At 66.9% G+C, this 15,454-nt stretch carries 23 protein-coding genes, 1 other RNA gene and 1 pseudogene; 3 read left to right on the top strand and 22 right to left on the bottom strand.

All coding sequences use genetic code 11. From position 1 onward, the window contains the following. Nucleotides 1-58 precede the first annotated feature (58 nt). The 3 genes and pseudogenes from CP967_RS31355 to CP967_RS31345 form a co-directional block, all read right to left on the bottom strand. A pseudogene (locus tag CP967_RS31355) lies at nt 59-847 on the bottom strand (oxidoreductase); the annotation flags it as partial. Nucleotides 848-987: 140 nt separating this feature from the next. Continuing rightward, nucleotides 988-1,257, bottom strand: a complete 270-nt coding sequence (locus tag CP967_RS35545) for a DUF7848 domain-containing protein (RefSeq protein WP_150491199.1) — start codon at nt 1,255-1,257, stop codon at nt 988-990. Then, nucleotides 1,254-1,457: a hypothetical protein gene (locus CP967_RS31345; protein ID WP_150491198.1), complete on the bottom strand. Its 204-nt coding sequence runs from the start codon at nt 1,455-1,457 to the stop codon at nt 1,254-1,256. Before CP967_RS31345 ends, CP967_RS35545 begins: the two co-directional genes overlap by 4 nt. Before the next feature lie 152 nt (nt 1,458-1,609). On the opposite strand from CP967_RS31345, the gene CP967_RS31340 reads away from it, so the two are divergent. Beyond that, nucleotides 1,610-1,855 (top strand): GntR family transcriptional regulator, encoded by a 246-nt coding sequence (locus CP967_RS31340; protein WP_150491197.1) that lies wholly within the window; start codon nt 1,610-1,612, stop codon nt 1,853-1,855. Here CP967_RS31340 and CP967_RS31335 read toward each other — a convergent pair. Continuing rightward, nucleotides 1,849-2,235 (bottom strand): hypothetical protein, encoded by a 387-nt coding sequence (locus CP967_RS31335; protein ID WP_150491196.1) that lies wholly within the window; start codon nt 2,233-2,235, stop codon nt 1,849-1,851. The genes CP967_RS31340 and CP967_RS31335 overlap by 7 nt on opposite strands. Nucleotides 2,236-2,564: 329 nt before the next feature. On the opposite strand from CP967_RS31335, the gene CP967_RS31330 reads away from it, so the two are divergent. Next, the gene (locus CP967_RS31330) at nt 2,565-3,542 is read left to right on the top strand and encodes a helix-turn-helix domain-containing protein (RefSeq protein WP_150491195.1); all 978 of its coding nucleotides are present in this window, start codon (nt 2,565-2,567) and stop codon (nt 3,540-3,542) included. Nucleotides 3,543-3,772: 230 nt separating this feature from the next. Here CP967_RS31330 and CP967_RS31325 read toward each other — a convergent pair whose 3' ends face one another. The 17 genes from CP967_RS31325 to CP967_RS31260 form a co-directional block, all read right to left on the bottom strand. Next, nucleotides 3,773-4,129 (bottom strand): hypothetical protein, encoded by a 357-nt coding sequence (locus CP967_RS31325; RefSeq protein WP_150491194.1) that lies wholly within the window; start codon nt 4,127-4,129, stop codon nt 3,773-3,775. 71 nt (nt 4,130-4,200) lie between these two features. Then, nucleotides 4,201-4,443 carry a hypothetical protein gene (locus CP967_RS31320; protein WP_150491193.1) on the bottom strand — a complete coding sequence of 81 codons (243 nt, stop codon included), beginning with the start codon at nt 4,441-4,443 and terminating at the stop codon, nt 4,201-4,203. Between the two features lie 459 nt (nt 4,444-4,902). Beyond that, nucleotides 4,903-5,538 carry a DUF2637 domain-containing protein gene (locus CP967_RS31315; protein ID WP_229888289.1) on the bottom strand — a complete coding sequence of 212 codons (636 nt, stop codon included), beginning with the start codon at nt 5,536-5,538 and terminating at the stop codon, nt 4,903-4,905. Nucleotides 5,539-5,622: 84 nt separating this feature from the next. Then, entirely contained in the window at nt 5,623-6,504 is an 882-nt protein-coding gene (locus CP967_RS31310; RefSeq protein WP_150491191.1) for a hypothetical protein, read from the bottom strand. A gap of 87 nt (nt 6,505-6,591) precedes the next feature. Further along, the gene (locus CP967_RS31305; protein ID WP_150491190.1) at nt 6,592-6,837 is read right to left on the bottom strand and encodes a hypothetical protein; all 246 of its coding nucleotides are present in this window, start codon (nt 6,835-6,837) and stop codon (nt 6,592-6,594) included. A 79-nt stretch (nt 6,838-6,916) separates the two neighbouring features. Further along, on the bottom strand, nt 6,917-7,057 hold the full coding sequence (locus CP967_RS34215; protein WP_167535472.1) for a hypothetical protein: 141 nt from the start codon (nt 7,055-7,057) through the stop codon (nt 6,917-6,919). 401 nt (nt 7,058-7,458) lie between these two features. Then, nucleotides 7,459-7,602, bottom strand: coding sequence for a hypothetical protein (locus CP967_RS34210; protein WP_167535471.1), 144 nt, complete (start codon nt 7,600-7,602; stop codon nt 7,459-7,461). A 9-nt stretch (nt 7,603-7,611) separates the two neighbouring features. After that, nucleotides 7,612-7,675, bottom strand: an RNA gene (locus CP967_RS31300) — hammerhead ribozyme type II. 1 nt (nt 7,676) lies between these two features. Beyond that, the gene (locus tag CP967_RS31295; RefSeq protein ID WP_150491189.1) at nt 7,677-7,868 is read right to left on the bottom strand and encodes a hypothetical protein; all 192 of its coding nucleotides are present in this window, start codon (nt 7,866-7,868) and stop codon (nt 7,677-7,679) included. A 141-nt stretch (nt 7,869-8,009) separates the two neighbouring features. After that, on the bottom strand, nt 8,010-8,300 hold the full coding sequence (locus tag CP967_RS31290) for a hypothetical protein (RefSeq protein ID WP_150491188.1): 291 nt from the start codon (nt 8,298-8,300) through the stop codon (nt 8,010-8,012). Continuing rightward, nucleotides 8,297-8,857, bottom strand: coding sequence for a hypothetical protein (locus CP967_RS31285; RefSeq protein WP_150491187.1), 561 nt, complete (start codon nt 8,855-8,857; stop codon nt 8,297-8,299). Before CP967_RS31285 ends, CP967_RS31290 begins: the two co-directional genes overlap by 4 nt. Before the next feature lie 49 nt (nt 8,858-8,906). After that, entirely contained in the window at nt 8,907-9,050 is a 144-nt protein-coding gene (locus CP967_RS34205) for a hypothetical protein (RefSeq protein WP_167535470.1), read from the bottom strand. 29 nt (nt 9,051-9,079) lie between these two features. Continuing rightward, nucleotides 9,080-9,346 carry a hypothetical protein gene (locus CP967_RS31280; RefSeq protein ID WP_150491186.1) on the bottom strand — a complete coding sequence of 89 codons (267 nt, stop codon included), beginning with the start codon at nt 9,344-9,346 and terminating at the stop codon, nt 9,080-9,082. Between the two features lie 106 nt (nt 9,347-9,452). Further along, nucleotides 9,453-11,357 (bottom strand): DNA polymerase, encoded by a 1,905-nt coding sequence (locus CP967_RS31275; protein ID WP_150491185.1) that lies wholly within the window; start codon nt 11,355-11,357, stop codon nt 9,453-9,455. Further along, nucleotides 11,354-13,675, bottom strand: a complete 2,322-nt coding sequence (locus CP967_RS31270) for a phage/plasmid primase, P4 family (protein WP_229888288.1) — start codon at nt 13,673-13,675, stop codon at nt 11,354-11,356. The genes CP967_RS31275 and CP967_RS31270 overlap by 4 nt, the downstream gene beginning before the upstream one ends. Nucleotides 13,676-13,942: 267 nt before the next feature. Then, entirely contained in the window at nt 13,943-14,122 is a 180-nt protein-coding gene (locus CP967_RS31265) for a hypothetical protein (protein ID WP_150491183.1), read from the bottom strand. Beyond that, nucleotides 14,119-14,526, bottom strand: a complete 408-nt coding sequence (locus CP967_RS31260) for a hypothetical protein (protein ID WP_229888287.1) — start codon at nt 14,524-14,526, stop codon at nt 14,119-14,121. Before CP967_RS31260 ends, CP967_RS31265 begins: the two co-directional genes overlap by 4 nt. Before the next feature lie 330 nt (nt 14,527-14,856). Between CP967_RS31260 and CP967_RS31255 the strand changes: the two genes are divergently transcribed. Then, complete coding sequence (locus CP967_RS31255) at nt 14,857-15,039, top strand: hypothetical protein (protein ID WP_150491181.1); 183 nt, start codon at nt 14,857-14,859, stop codon at nt 15,037-15,039. Nucleotides 15,040-15,042: 3 nt separating this feature from the next. On the opposite strand, the gene CP967_RS31250 is transcribed toward CP967_RS31255, so the two are convergent. Next, nucleotides 15,043-15,450, bottom strand: coding sequence for a hypothetical protein (locus CP967_RS31250; protein ID WP_150491180.1), 408 nt, complete (start codon nt 15,448-15,450; stop codon nt 15,043-15,045). Nucleotides 15,451-15,454 lie beyond the last annotated feature (4 nt).

Raw genomic sequence — 15,454 nt, 5'->3', positions numbered from 1 at the left:
GGCCCGCATGCGCCCCGTCCGCCGGGGCCGCCTGTCGGGCCGCCGCCCCGGCGCGGCCTCAGACCGCCCAGCCGTACTGTTCGGGCGCCTCGGCGCCGCCGCCGAGCGCGCGGGAGGCGTTGCGGGCGAAGTACGGGTCGCGCAGCAGTTCCCGGCCGAGCAGGACGGCGTCGGCACGGCCCTCGGTGAGGATCTTCTCGGCCTGGACGGGTTCGGTGATCAGTCCGACGGCCGCCACGGGCATGTCCGTCTCCTCGCGCACCCGCTCGGCGAACGGCACCTGGTAGTCCGGCCCCACGGGGATGCGTGCCTTCGGGGCGAGTCCGCCCGTCGACACGTCCAGCAGATCGACGCCGTGCGCCCGCAGTTCGCGCGCCAGGCGCACCGTGTCGTCGGCGGTCCAGCCCTCCCGGCCGTCCTCGGCGTTCTCGCTCAGCCAGTCGGTGGCGGAGATACGGAAGAACAGCGGGAGGTCCTCGGGCCATACGGCGCGCACCGCGTCCACGACCTCCAGGGCGAAGCGGGTCCGGTTCTCGAAGGAGCCGCCGTAGGCGTCGGTGCGGTGGTTGCTGTGCGGGGAGAGGAACTCGCCGATCAGGTAGCCGTGGGCGCCGTGGATCTCGGCGACCTGGAACCCGGCGTCGAGCGCCCGGCGGGCGGCGTCGGCGAACTGCCCGGTGATCTCCCGGATCTCGTCGGTGGTCAGTTCGGCGGGGACCTGGTGGCGGTCGTCGTAGGCGAGCGGGCTCGGGCCGGCCGGCCGCCAGCCCTCGCCGCTCGCGTCGATGGGCGCCCCGCCGCGCCAGGGGCGGTCGGTGGACGCCTTGCGCCCGGCATGTGCCAACTCTACCGAGCTACAGTCACCCATTCGTGTTCCAGACGCAGAGAAGCCCCGCCTCCCAGGTGGGGAAACGGGGCTCCGGACACCCGGCCGGCTGACGACCTCACTGGACTCCCAGTCAGGACCGGCCAGGGTGCCAACCGTGCCTACGTCCGCGACGCTGGGGGCGTCAGGGGCGGAGGCACGGGGTCTTCTCCGTCACGTACGACGAACGCTTGCGACGTCGCCGTCCGCTCGAAGTGCCGGTGGTTACTGCGCCCGGCGTGCTCCATGCACGCGAGATCTACCGCCTCGGGGAAGTACGACTCCTCGTCGTTCCACCCGCACGACAGGCAGCGGGCGGAGTACATGAGCGGGAAGTCCGGGTGCGGCGAGATCCGGTGCGTCACGTGCCGAGTCACCGTCCGGGGGCTCATCGGGTGATCGTCCGCGGGTGGGGGTGCTGGTTGATCTCCACATTGCAGTCGGAGATCATCGAGTAGTCCTGGCACGCTCGGGCCTCGGTTCGCTGCCGAGCCAGCGCACAGCAGATCCGGCAGTCGACGTCAGGGGCGGGCTCCAGGTACTGCGGGCCCATGGGGTCACTCAGGTGCACTGCTCCGGTAGGCTCTTCCACGTCGTCGCTCCTTCGTAGCGTCGGCCATGCCCCCGGACCGTTCGCGCGGTCGCGGGGGTCTTTCACGTTTTCAGTGTTCTATAGAACACTACGGCAGTCTATAGGCGACCACCGATCGCACTGACGTACCATGATCATCTACGGTCGCCGATGTGAGCACAGAGCTGGACCCGACACGTCCCAAGTGGCGCCAGGTCGCCGACATCCTCCGCCGGCGAATTGCAGACGGCACCTACCCGCCGGGATCCCGCGTACCTTCTGTCGTCGCCGTGTGCGGCGAATTCGACATCGCTGTGGTGACGGCGCAGAAAGTACTGCGTGCTCTACGGGAGGAGGGCGCCATCCGCACCGAGCGCGGAATGGGCTCGTACGTGACGGGCCGCCCGAAAAATCAGTGACCGTATGGGCATTGCTGCCCATCCCGTGGGCAGGCGATGAGAGCCCTGCTCACGTATCGCAGGGTCTTTGAGTAGTAGCCCCAGACGACGTCAGCCCCGCGACGGATGTCGTCTTCCACGTATTGCATCCGCGCGTCAAGCGGGAACGCCGCTTCGCTGACGAATTCATGCTCCTCCCCGCCCGCTCGCATCCACTTCGACGCTGACGCCGCTCCTTCGGATGTGTTGTCGAAGGTCTCAGCGACGTGGCGGGAGTGCTTCTTCAGCCAGTGAACAATCTCCAGCGGAGGCACCGGCTGGGTCGGGTCAACGCGGGCGTTGTCGTCCGGCCTGGCGTGCCCGATCCATGCGTACGCGTGCCAGTGATCTGCGACGTGCATTGGCGCCCCTCTCAGGAGGAGCCGGCCTCCCAACGGTCAAGAGACCGGCCCCGGTTCGTCTGAAGCTGCGAGCCTAGCGGCTCAGTACTGGCGGCCGTCGTCGCTGTCGCCGGTCGGCGGGTTACCGCCCTGGCCGTCGCTGTCCTCGGGGTCGGTCAGGAGAGTGGTGCCGAGCCATGCACGCATGATCGTCCTCACTTCTTCGTGTGTTCCCGGACGTACGCCGAACTTTTCGGCTACGTAGATACTGCCGCTCCTGATCCGTCGCCGGAGGCATCTGAATGGTGACTGCGTGGTGACTATTCGCTTCGGCGAGCTACGCTGGTGACGTGACCAGCCACGCATTCGGGGTGAGTGTCCGTCAGGCTCTGCGCGAGCGGGGGATCTCCATCCGAGCCGCAGCCCGCGCCCTCTCCTACGACCACGCCTACTTGTCGCGAACGCTCGCCGGCCGACAGTCCCCGTCGCCGCAACTCGCTGCGGATCTCGACGCATTCCTTCGTGCGGAGGGAACGCTCGTCGCTTTAGCCGCCATCACGAGCACCGCAGCCGACGAGGGTCGCATCGAGCGCGTCATCTCCCGGCCGAGCCGGCTGGACGGCGGGGCGGTGAAGGTGCTCGCGGGCATCCTGGCCGCGCAGAGACGCCTGGATGACGCCCTGGGACCTGCGTCGCTCATCCCCGCCACCCAAGCTCAGGCGGCCCGGCTCCGGCCGGTTCTCCGCAACGCCAGAGGGCCGCACCGCGATGCTCTGGCCGCCGTTGTGGCGGAGTGGGTGCAGTTCGAGGGATGGCTTCATGCATCTGCCCGGCTGGATTCCGCGGCCGTCCCGCTACTGACGGAGGCTCTGGAGCTGGCGGACGAGACCGACGTCCCGGCGCTGACAGCTCAGGCTCTGAACTTCCGCGGCTACCTGGCCCGGCAGCAGCACCGGCCGAGAGCGGTAGTTCGGTGGTTCCTTGCCGCTTACCACACACCCGGGGCCCACCCTGCCCAGCGGATGGGCGACGCCGCGCAGGCTGCGCAGGGGTACGCGATGCTCGGGCTCGATGACGAGGCGCGTCGACTGCTGGACGAGGCATCGAACCTTCACGTCGGGGACGACCTCCCGCCCGGCACGGCGTATTGGCTCTCGCCGACCTTCCAGCGGCTGAATATCGGCCTTGCGCATCTCGGACTCCGCGAGCACGCCCTCGCAGCGGATCATCTCCAGGCCGGGCTGAGCGGTCTGCCGGCCGACCAGCAGTCGGCACAGTGGACGGTGGAGTATCGGACAGCGCTGGCTGATGCGCGGGAAGCAGCGTGAAGGGGGACGTCGGTCGCTACCCTGTTGCCATGAACGTTCGAGTGCGTCAGACAGTGCGTTGTTGGGATTGCGACGGAGCCGGTCGCACGGAGAACCCGTACTTCCATTCGTGCGACGCACCCCTGTGCCAGGGTGACGCCCCGGTGGCCGCGGGACGCTGCCCGACGGCGACTGACCTCGGAAACGCAAAGAGCCCCCGTCGGCGTACGACGAGGGCTCTCGGGTGGTGCTCAGCTGTCGGAATCGAACAAATGCTGCCCGTGGGTGAACTCCAGGTGCCCGTCCAACAGCGTACATTCGTCCGTGCTCCCAGGCGCCGTAGCCGTACACCCCGGCCCCGTGAACATGGCCGCGTGGTGCCGCAGCTCTCCGTCCCGCCACGACGCCCACCAGTACACGGGCTTGGTGAATGCCTGATCCATCAGGAACTGGACGTGCGCGTCAAGGTGCCCCTCCGGCATTCCACACCGGAGTTCCTTGTCGTCCAGCGTCATGATGGAGCCCATGAACGCGAGATTCTGGAGTCGGACCGTGTCCTCGTCCGTGAGCCATCCGAGTACGCCGCACGTCGGTGGGTTCGTGGTCACGCTAAATCCTTAGGGTGTGAGGGCTGACGGTGACTGGCGCACGGGCCGGTCTGGGTGCTCATGGGACGAGGCTAGTCGTCCTCGCGTGCCAGATCCCGTTGGGCGACCAGATCTCGTACTCCGCGAGCACCTAGCGGGTAGTCGATCCCCGCGTCCCGGAGAGCGTCGTTGACGGCCGCCAGCTCTTTGCGGAGACGAGCCTCTTCCGACACGCCGGACTCCGCCTCGTCAGCCGCCCGGAGCAGAGCGGCGGCCAGCTCGCGAGCCTGAGAGGGGGTGTAACACTCGTGCAGCCCCTTGATCTCGAAGTTCATGGCTCCTCCTTAAGCCTTCGCTGCGAGCTTGCGTGCGCGGTATCGGGCCACTGCCTTTCGACTGTGCATTCGGTGGCACACGAGGCAGCGTCGCTCGGTGGTGACGGACGCCACCAGGTTGTCCTCGGTCAGAGGATGTCCGCGGAGACAATGGGTCTGGGCGGCAAGCGCGTTGGGAGCCACCACAGTGTGGGCGACACACAGCAGATTCCCGCAGGTATTCACAAGATCCATGTCGTCGGGAAGCTCCTTACCAAGCAATTCCCACATGATGCGCCGGGCCGAGAACGGCCGCCCGCCGATGTTCCATATCGGATACGTACCGCGCTTGGCATGCTTAGTCCAGATACGGCACTCCCCGTCCGCCCGAAGCCCTGACAGGAACAGGGCTCTGCCGTCCGGAGACGCGGCCCACGCTGCAATTACGTCACGATCGCGCCTGACGCTCATGATCTCTCCTCAAACCCCGGCGCGCTGCCGGCTCTGACTGAACACAGTGTGGCACTCACGCAGGTCGACGTACACTCGTCGCGGGTCGTCGCCGTCGTACTTCTGGAGCCGACCTCCGTTGGCTGCCCCGCGGACGGTGACCTCGCTCAGACCGACGTGGTCCGCGGCCTCTGCGTAGGTGACGAGAATGGGCGCGTAAGGGGCTTCCACAGGCTCGTCGTCCACCAGTGGCTCCGGCTCCACCACAGGCTCTCCAGCGGCCTCCTGTGGTTCCTGAGCGGGCTCCTCAGCGGCCTTGTGTACCAGGAGCGAGCCACCGAGGAAGGCCACCGCCGGCCAGCCCGCAACGAGGACGCGCAGCCACGTCGGAAGAGCTTCCATGTCCATCACGCCGGACGTCGCCACGTTCGCACCGAGGGAGGCTGCGAGGGACAGCAGGAACCAGAACCACGCGATCTTCTTCGCACGCCCCTCCCCCGTCCGCATCCGTCGCCAGGCCATGACCATCAAGAGGTCGACGGAGACGGGGTAGGCCCACGCCTTCCATCCGCCCTGGCCGGCAGCCGCTGCGATGTCGTGGATGTGGGCGAAGGACAGAGCGGCAGCAATGGTGGCCTGGAGGAGGATCGGGTCGATGCGTCTCACGTGGTGTGCTCCTTGAGTGTGCGTGTTGGTGTGAATGGGTGGAGCCCCTGCCGCCTCTACTGGCAGGGGCTCCTGGGGAGGCTCTCAGCAAAGTGTGAGTTGCTCCGCGGCTTCGGCGGTCGCGTAATGCCCCGGTGCCACCTCGACGAGATAGACAGGCACCTTGTCGGTGAACCTGACCTTCGGGAACGGTTTCAGATCCGTGGCCCACGGAGAGATGTGCGAGTGAAAGGTGCCCCGCTCAGCGCGACGAACGATGGCACGGGCGCGCTTGGCGTCTTTCTCCTCCAGCCAGCGACGACCAACCCGCTCCGACTTCTCCTCTGCCGCCTCCGCAGCAGCCTTGAAAGCCGTGAGGTTTGCCCGGCGCATCTCAATGAGGGCTGCCTTAACGGCATTTGTGTGAGCCGTCTCCAGCTGCTTTGAGGTGCGGATCTTACCGCCGACCTCCGTACGAATAACGCACTCAGCGTCGGCAACGCGGACAAGGGTTTCTCGATACCCGACGGTCAGTTCCTCCGCGACCTCCAACTCCTCTGCCAGCTTCTCGGCGGGAGCGGGCTCTGCCGTACGCTGCACCTCGCGGTACGCGTGGATGGCTTCACCAGAGAGCTTGACCGCCGACACACCCGCACGGTCTGCGGCTATGTGGAGGTCAGTCGTCCCGTAGTGCGTCAGGTACCAGCCGGCCAAGAACTCGCGCTCTGCGGCCCACATGGCGTCACGCTCGGCGCGCAGGCGATCGCGCGCTTCGTCCTTTGCGGCCTTGACCCCTGCCTTTACCTCCCGGATCGTCCAACCAGTCGCTTTTGCCGCGCAGGAGGTTCCGAAGTAGGAAACGTCGCCGTCTTCGTTGCCATCGGCGTCAAGCGAGACAAGCATCACTGTGCCCTTCAGTTCCGGACGGCCGCACAGCTCACAGGTGGTGACGTCGTCCGTGGTGCCCTTGATCTTGTAGACCTTCATGTTGTCCCCTTCCGTGAATCCCTTGCGGTGTTCCACCATCATGACACACATATGTCGACCGACACAACACTCGATGAGGGATCCACGTTAGTCGACTAGCGCGACTGCGGCAGACGTGTCGGCCGCCGGCTCCGCCCGGATGACGATCGCGTCCTCCCCCACGTCGAACGTCACGGGGAACCAACACGCGCCGTCCAGGGTGTACGCCGACACCCAGACTCCCACCTCCTCGTCACCAATAACGGTCGCGACGACGGCGAAGGGCGTACCGAGGACGTTGCACAGGACGTCATCCGGGAGGATCTCGGATGCGGGGACGGTGATGGCGGCCATGCTGACTCCTGACGTGGTTTGACGAAGTGCCCCGGGCGAGACTCGCACTCGCCTGACTGCCTTTCCGGGGCGGGTGGTGCTAGCTCTGGGTGTTCAGGTGTGCCGCGTGGTCCTCTGCGGCCTCCATGGTCGTCGTGTCATGGACGAACCGCTCATCCTTGTCGTCCCACACCGCCCAATCACGGGGGCCGGTCTGCTCCACGGTGTATCGCTCGGTCACTGTCGCCTACCTGTCTTCTGATGCCGCTGGGCTACGCGTACTTCCGGCGCTCACGCTCGTCGGCAAGCGCCTGCACTCCCGCGAGGGTCACTCGGTACCCGACAACCGTCCAGATGTGTTCCGTCGCGCGTGCTCGCCGGTGATACCGAGAGGCTGACCGCTCGGTCCACTGGCGCACGGGCTCAACCCACCCTCGGTTCAGGGCCGCATCAACTGTTCTCCGGTGACCGTCCACGTTGCCGTTTTCTGCCTTGGTCATCATCAGAAACAGAGCCGGCGTCCAACGAGCCTTCATATCCCGCCCTCCTGCGTTTCGTTCATCAAGTGCCCCGCCGCGGATTCGAACCGCGCGCCCTGGCGCTGGGGGCGCCGTGTGGGCTTGCCTATGCGGGGCGGGTGGATCAGGAAACGTGACCGTCCCGCCTCATGGCCCGGAGCAGGCTGTACGCAAGGTCTTCGGTCTCGAAGTTCTCGGGGTCGACCTCCCTGAAGAACGCGTCGATGGTCGTCGACAGGGTGTCGATCATCTGGTCTTCGCTGTCCATCTCTCCTCCTACGGCCTGCCTCATCAGCGCGGGTAGGCCAGTCCCCGCGGACGCCCCGGAGGGCGTTTCGGCTATCAGGCTCCGGAGGTTCGGAACGCCAGGTGCTGAAAGCGTCGGAGCGCGTCGCCCCGATTGCGGGTGGTGAGCAGGATGGTCGAGCCCTGGCGCACTCGGTGCCAGGTGCCCGGTACACCCAGGGTTCCGCGGTCGTCAGACGCGACGTCGACGGCGATTCCCGAGCGAAGGATCTCGGTGGTCCAGTTCATGGCTCTCTCCTCCCGCCGGGCTCTCCGTGAGCCGCTGGCGTGACTCCACTATGGCACACATATGTCGACCGACACAACAACCCGCGCTAGTCGACTAGCGTGGGCGGCCCGGAGCCGCAGCCCCGGGCACTTGGTGCGCTGCTACTCGCCGGCCAGGAAAGTGGCCATGGTGATGATGTCGGTAACGGTGTGCGGGGTGTCGGCCAGAAGTTCCTTGGCGCGGGTCACGAGGGCTTCACGGGCGACGGTGACGGTGGCACCCAGCTTGCGGACCTCACTTGCCCACATTTTTTCGCCGGTGTCCGTCTTCACAAGGAAAGGCACGTCATCCGTGTCGATCTGGAGGACGACCCCTGTGCATCCGTTACCGTAGTCGTCGTTTCGTCGGTACTGCGTGATCTCGACCCGGTCGCCCACCTTGACGTCGCTCATGCGTTCTCTCCCGCCAGGTAGTCGGCCAGCTCGATCAGGTCGGACGCGGTGTAGGTGCCGCTGCCGCTCATGGCGTCCATGGCGGCCTCCAGGAGACGGGCACGTGAGGGCTTGGCGGTCTCAGACGTGCTCTCGGGCTCGTCTGAGACCGGCTCCACGGCCGACAGCGGGACGAACCACTGGTAGTCACCCGGCTCGTCGCCCGCTGCCAGGTAGCGGATGCAGTCCTCACTGTTCGGGTCGTCGTAGTCGACGGCCGACACGGTGATGATGTCGCCGGTCTCGGCCGGGGCGCTCCTAGGATTGTTCTTCGTGACGCGCAGGCGGTCCCCGACCCTCGGGCGGCTGTCCGGAGCCGGCTCCGCCTCTCCCCCGTCCACCTCGTCGGCCAGGGCCAGGATGCCGCGGGCGAAGGTGCGGGCGTCGGCGGGCGAGACGTAGACACTGACCTTCGTCGAACCGTCATGCCGGCTGAAGAAGATGATGTCTTCGCCGTCGTTGAATGCCTCCAAGGTGTCCCGCGGGTCACCGATGCACTCGATCTTGTACTCGGTCATGCTCTCTCCCCTGTCGTGTTCAGCATTCGCGCTAGTCGACTAGCGTGGATCAGTCGGTGATGTCGTAGCCGTCCATCAGATCACCGTCGGTGCGCGCTTCGACGGCCAGGAGGACGTCTCCGCCCCAAAGGGCTGCCTCCTCCGGACGAACGCCCTGAACGTCGTAGTCGTCGAGTGAGGGGATTCGGGTCATGATCGGGGTTCCTTCGGTTCAGTAGTGACTTACGCGGCGTACGAGATGTCGTCCCGGGCCGCAATGCGACGGCAGGATGCGAGACCGTTGTTGCGCAGGTCCCGCACACCGCGCACGGAGACCTGGAGATCGGCCGACACGTCCGCGTCGGGCAGCACCATCATGCCGATGCCGTAGAACGCCCACAGCGCGTATGCCTGACGTGGAGGGATCTCGGACAGGAGGTAGGCGACCAGACTGTGGGTCTCGCACACCCCGGGGATGTCCAAGGCGGTGTAGGGGGCGCAATGGGACACGGGCGTCTCACTGGGTGGATGCCCTGTGGTGGGATTCCCGCCATCGGGGACCGGTCAACTGCGGTCGGGCGCCGGCCAGTCGGGAGGCGCGGAAGTTGCCGAGTGATCACGTTGCCAACCCCGCATTGGCGTACCACTCGTCGTGGGCGGCTCGCTGGTCGTCAGGCAGATACAGCGAGCCCCAGCTCCGGCCGCCGACCTCCGGGTCCGACTCGATCGGCACGCCAAAGAGGTCGAACGTCATGCACTTCCCGATGGCTCGACCGATGTCGTCCGCCTCCCGTGCCGGCGCCGAAGCGATGACCTCGTCATGGACGGGCAGACGGAGGTACGGCAGCAGCCCGGCCTCCTCCATGTTGATCAGCGCCTGACCCAAGCAGTCCCGGGCGGCGCTCTGGACCTGGTAGTTCGTTACGGCGTACGTCCTGTCGCGGTCGAGTGGGAGCCGCCGGCCGGTCACCGACGTCGTCACCATGCCGTTCGAGAACGCCTCGCGCTGCCACCGATTCGCCGCCCGACGCACCTCCGGGTAGGTCCGGTGGTACGCGGCGACGGCCCGCTTGACCTCCTCCATCGGGGCGCCGGTCTGACGCTGAATCGTCGCCGCCCCGCCTCCGTAGACCACTCCGAAGCCGATCGCCTTCGAAATCTTGCGGTGCTTCGGAGTGAAGTCGGGGCCGAAGACCAGTTCCGCGGTGAAGGAGTGGAGGTCACGACCGAGGCTGATCGCCTCCTTCATCCGCTTGACGCCGGCGAGCGCCGCCAGGACACGCAGCTCCACGGCCTGGAAGTCGACGGAGATGATCCGCTCCCCCGGCTCCGCCAGGAAGCACCGCCGGATCTTCCAGTCGCCTGACGGGAGGGTCTGGACGGCAGGGTTCGTCACGGACATGCGCCCGGTGCGTGCCTGCATGGTCCTGATGCCCGGGTGGATCCGCCCGTTGCGGTCCAGCGACGTCAGGAAGTTGTCCGCGTAGGCGCTCTTCCACTTCCCCGCCCGCTTCGCCTTGATGACGGCCACGGCGAGCGGGTTGGGCGTACGGACGTGGAGCCGGTTGCCGTACAGGTCCATGTCCGCCAGCGCGGATAGAACGCTCTTGTCCGCCTTGACCGCACCGCCGGCCGTTCGCTCCGTGAGGGACTCACCCATGCCGATAAGCGCCTCCGCGATCTGTGCGGGACTGCCCAGCTTCTCCACGCCGTAGGTGCGGACGATGGCGGTCTGAGTGGCTTCCTCCTCCCCCAGCTCGTCGGCCAGGCGCCGGGTGTAGTCCTGGTCCAGGAGGAGCCCGCGTATCTGCATGTGGCCGCAGATGCGAGCCACCTCGTGCTCGTAGTCCACGAGGCGCTGGGGAACGCCCAGGAGGCGGAGCTTGTTTTCCAGCTTGGGCCGGAGGCGGGCGGTGAGCAGCACGTCGCCGCCGCCGTAGCTCTGGTAGATCGGGTGCCACAGGTCGATCCGGCTGAAGCCCACTGCCTTCGTCAGCCCGAGGGACCGGAAGACGGCCGTCAGGTCGCCCTGAGTGTCGGCTGCCGTCGGGTCGATGTAGTGGTCCGAGAGCGGCTTGAGGCTGGAGCCGATGCCGCCCTCCTGGACCGCCCGCGGGTCGACGAGCTTGGAGCACAGCATCGTGTCGACGGCGTTCTTGCACAGGTCGTCGTAGGGGATGCCCAGGTGTACATGGAGGGCAGGGGCGTCGAAGGCGGCCCAGTTGTGGCCCGTGATGCCGACGCCGTCAATGAGCATCCACAGCGCGGTCCGGGCCGCCTCCTTGAACGACATCCCCAGTTCCGTGGGGATGTTCCACGCCTCTTCCTGGCTGCCGAACTGAACCATGCGGACGTACTCCGGATCGCCGGAGAGGATGTCCAGGCCGTGAGTCTCCGAGTCGACGGCGACGGGCTGCGTCTGGCGCGACAGCCAGGCGATGAAGTGGGCCAGGTCTTCCGGCCGCTCGGGGGTTGAGACAGGGAACTCACGTCCCAACAGGGGGAAGGTGTAGTGCCTCACGCTGCCTCCTTCGGCTGGTTGAAGATGTCCGTCGAACCGATGTCTTCGGGCGTCTCGTCGACGTCCTCCGCGAGTCGACTCGCGATGCTGCGTTCCTCGTCGGTCATGAGGCGGAGGCCATTGAAGCCCCACGAGCCCTTGCGCTTGTCCTTGGTGAACCCGCGGGACTCAAGCTCGACAGCGAGGGCCCACCCCGAGAGCCGCTCCTTGCGGTCCAGGCCGGCATCCTCCGCCCACTCCGCGTACGTCCGGCGGATTGCCATGGGAGCCACTCGTGCGCCGTCCTCGCGGACGCAGCACGCGTTCAGGAACTCCTGGAGCCGGTCCTCCGACTCCCGGTACGCCTGAGTTGCCGTGGCGACGGAGGAGGGCTCTCCCAGTCCGTTCGCGTACCACTCCACGGCGCCGGCCACGGCCCACGCGAGGATCCCCTCCGCCTCGTCGCGGAGCTTGGCAGGGAGCGTGGTGTCCTTGTTGCCCAGCGCGTAGGAGAACGTCGCGTCGAAGGGGATCAGCTTGACCCGGCGCCAGGTCCCCTCGTCCTGCGACAGGATGGCCGGCTTGAAGTTACCGGCGACCATGAGCAGGAAGCTGGGGACGTACGTGAACGGGTTCTGGTTCAGGAAGCGGCACGTAATCGGATCGCCCCCCGTGAGCTGCTTCACGAGAGCCTCCGCGAGGCGGCTGTACTTCTCCGTCTCGCTCGCCGTCACAAGCCGCGCTCCGCGGAGAGAGGCCAGCTCCGGCGACGCCTGGCCGACGCTCACTGACTTCTCGAAGGTGGAGAACTGCGTCGCCTGCGTGACGCCCTTGAAGACGTAGATCAGAGCGTCCAGGAACACCGACTTCCCGTTGCTCCCCTGCCCATGCATGAAGGCGAAGCAGTGCTCCGACGTCGACCCGGTGCAGCCGTAGCCGACGAGGCGCTGCATGTACGCCGGCAGGTCCGGGTGTCCGGGGAACACCTCCGTCAGGAACTGGCCCCACCTCTCCGCAGGGGCGTCCGGGTGGTAGGCGACGGAGAGCCGCTTCGTGATCATGTCGTCCGGGCTGTGTGGGTGGAGCTGCCCCGTGCGGAGGTTGATCGTCCCGTTCGCCACGGACAGCAGATCGTGACGGGCGTCGAAGTCACTCGCCTCCACCGGCACGCCAGGGACGGAGGGAAGCTCCTTCATGACGGCGTCGATCGAGCGGTTCGTCAGCGCCTTCAGCGCCAGCCGACGGTCGGCATCCTCTCCCGACGCCAGCAGCTCCGCGCCCAGGAGGTGGAGAGAGCTTCGTACCCGCTTCGCTCCCGGAACCCAGATCGTGCCATCCCAGACGAGGAAGCCCAGTCCGTCCGCGTACCGCACCCCCCCGCCGTCGCGCGCCATGAAGTCGCGGAGACGAACGGCCACCCCGACGTCGGAGTTGTCGAAGAGCTGCCGGGAGGAGAGGTCCATCTCCGCCAGGGCGGCGTCGGTCGCGGGCATGTCTACCTCCTTCTTCGGTGGCTCGGAGGTGGGCTCCGGCGCCAGGTCGACGACGGAGGCGGAGCGGACGACGGCATGGAAAGCCGCGGGGAACGCCTCTGCGTCCCGCTTCCTCCAGTCGGTCAGGTCGTCGCCCTCGTGCGGGATCTCCAGGCGCCGCACCATGACGCCCGCCTTGACGAGAGCCTCCGCAAGGGAGTCGGTGAAGCCGGCCCCGGCCCGGTCCCGGTCGCCGCAGATGACGACGTCCAGGTCCCGCAGCCCGGCGGCCAGTTCGGCGACGAGGGCGGCATTCCGGGCGAGGCCGGCACCGCGAACGGCCACCGCGTCGTATCCGGCACCCACGGCGGTCAAGGCATCACCAGGGCCCTCGGTGACGAGGACAGTGTCGAAGCCGGCGCCGGAGCGGAGCAGCCCCCACTTCGCCCACGTCCGCCCGTCGGGGTTCGTCAGGGACACCCACCGGGCGGGGCATTTACCGCCGATGTCGCGACCTTGGAGACCACGAGCGACGCCGTCGAACCCGTACAGCGGCACCGTGATTCGCGGGTGCCTCGTGAAGCCGCGGGACAGCCACGGCTGCGGACGGTCGCCCGGCGCCGCATAGCCGACGCCCAGGTCCTCCGCCTGGTCGACGGTGAGTCCGAAACGGCCGGCCAGGTACGTCGTCGCCTCGTCCGACGCCGCCAGTGCGGCCGACGTCTCGTCGATGAGCATCCGGAGTCCGGCGATCTCACCGGGGCCGACAGTTTCCGGGGCCTTGGCAGATATGGTCTTCATGCCCTGGCTGTCGACGTTGAAGAAGTCGGACGGGTTGAGCCCCAGCTCCTTCATCTTGGCGCTCACGTCCTTCTGCGCGCAGCCGGCCCGACACACGTACAGAAGCTGCCCGTCGTCCTTGAGGGTCAGTTTCAGGCTGGGTGTGGTCCGGTCTCGATGCGCTGGGCAAAGCGCAAGGTGGCCGTCGTGGTCATCGATGACCCCGCTCAGGCGCCCCAGGATGTCGGTCAGTCGCACGGCTCTCCTCTCGTGGTGGGCGGTCTTCTACGCACTCAGCCCCCGGGACCGAGGTCGCCGGGGGCCAGGTACTCGCGCTAGTCGACTAGCGTGGGGCTATTCGTCGTCGCCGACGGTCGAGAAGAACGTCACTTCGTCCAACGTGGTGGTGTAGCCATCGGCGAACCGATCGCCCAGGTACAGAGCTTTGATCACCTGCCTACGGGCGTCGCCAACGTCCAGCGGCGCTTCCTGGTCGACGGTGACGAAACCCTTGAACTCGATACGCTGCGTCACGCTGCCTCCATGTGCCGTTGGTCGAAGTCCTCGTAGACCGTCGGGGCGATGGCTCGGAGGATCTCCTCCGCGTCCTTCAGCCGGTTCATCAGCCGCACATCCGTCGCCACGTCGCGCACGACGTAGCCGTCCGCGACGCCCTTCATCCGCCGCTTGACGACCGCGCAGCCGTACGGCTGGCCGGCGTTAATGGCCTCGCGATTGGCTTGCGCGATGTAGTCGGAAAGGGTGATCGTCCGCTCTGCCTTCAGCTCCGCAGCGTGGAGGTAGTAGCCCGAGACGTCGCCGATGTCCTTGGCGCCCGTCTGCACGTTCCGGTGTGCCTCCGGGTTGTGGTGCTCCCGGATGTAGGCGGTCCAGGCGGATTCCCACGCGGTGCCTTTAGCCTTCGATGGATTGCTCAATTGAGCCCCTAACCTGGTCATTTGCTCGGCAATGTGACGCCCCGTATGCTTGTCGGTGAAGTAGCTGGGAGCGCGAAGGGGCCAGTTTTCCCCTTCCTCTTTTGGCCCTCTGCTTCACGGCAACCCACGGCCGAGTACGGCGGCGAGTTGCTGGCCCGCACCTCAGATGTATGCACCAAAAGGTCTTCCGACCTCAGCGAATAGCCGTGCTTGCACGGCGCACAGTGGCGGGCGCTGTGTTACGACAGGCACCCGTCTGTCTTCGTTGAGGTCTCCGCCTCAGCGGAGTTCTCCCGGAGTCAGCGGCTAACCCGCCCCGGGAGGCGCACAGTGTGGGCAGTACTTGAACAGGTGGCGTCTGGAGCGCCAGAGATCTTCCTTTACGTCGTCGGCCTGTTCGTCGTCATGATCCTGACGTCGCTCGTCATCTCCCTGCACAAGGCGGAGGCGACGGAACGTCCAGAGATCATCAGGGCGTTGGCCGATCTGATGGCTTTCTGGAGGAAGCGTTAAGTCTCACGCTGCTGCCTCCCAGAACCGAAGGAAGTTCTCCACCTCGTCGGGGTACCGATCGACGCCGTCGTCCTTGTCGCACTGGATCGCCTTGTGACGGCCGTAGTCCAGCTCCGCCACGTACGCACGGAGGGTGCGCTCCAGGCGGGCGGGATCGAGGTCGTCAGAGCGGACCTCGGTGAGGGGGCCGTGCTCGTCGACAACGTCGGCAAGGTTGTCCGTGACTCCGAGGTACATGGTCGACCCGTCAGCTCGCGCGGTCAGCTTCACCCTCCCCGGCTCGTACTCCGTCCAGGTGTCGCCGTCGCAGTCCTTGAAGCGGCGCGGCTCTGTTGGCGACGTCGGCCGGACGCGGAAGGTACCAATCGGGTCGCTGCGTACGATCCGCAGATCGAACGTTCCCGCACTCACCCAG

The organism is Streptomyces nitrosporeus (assembly GCF_008704555.1).
Classification (GTDB): Bacteria; Actinomycetota; Actinomycetes; order Streptomycetales; family Streptomycetaceae; genus Streptomyces; species Streptomyces nitrosporeus.
The sequence above is the reverse complement of the archived record's forward strand: the minus strand, read 5'-3'. Positions and strand labels throughout refer to the sequence as shown.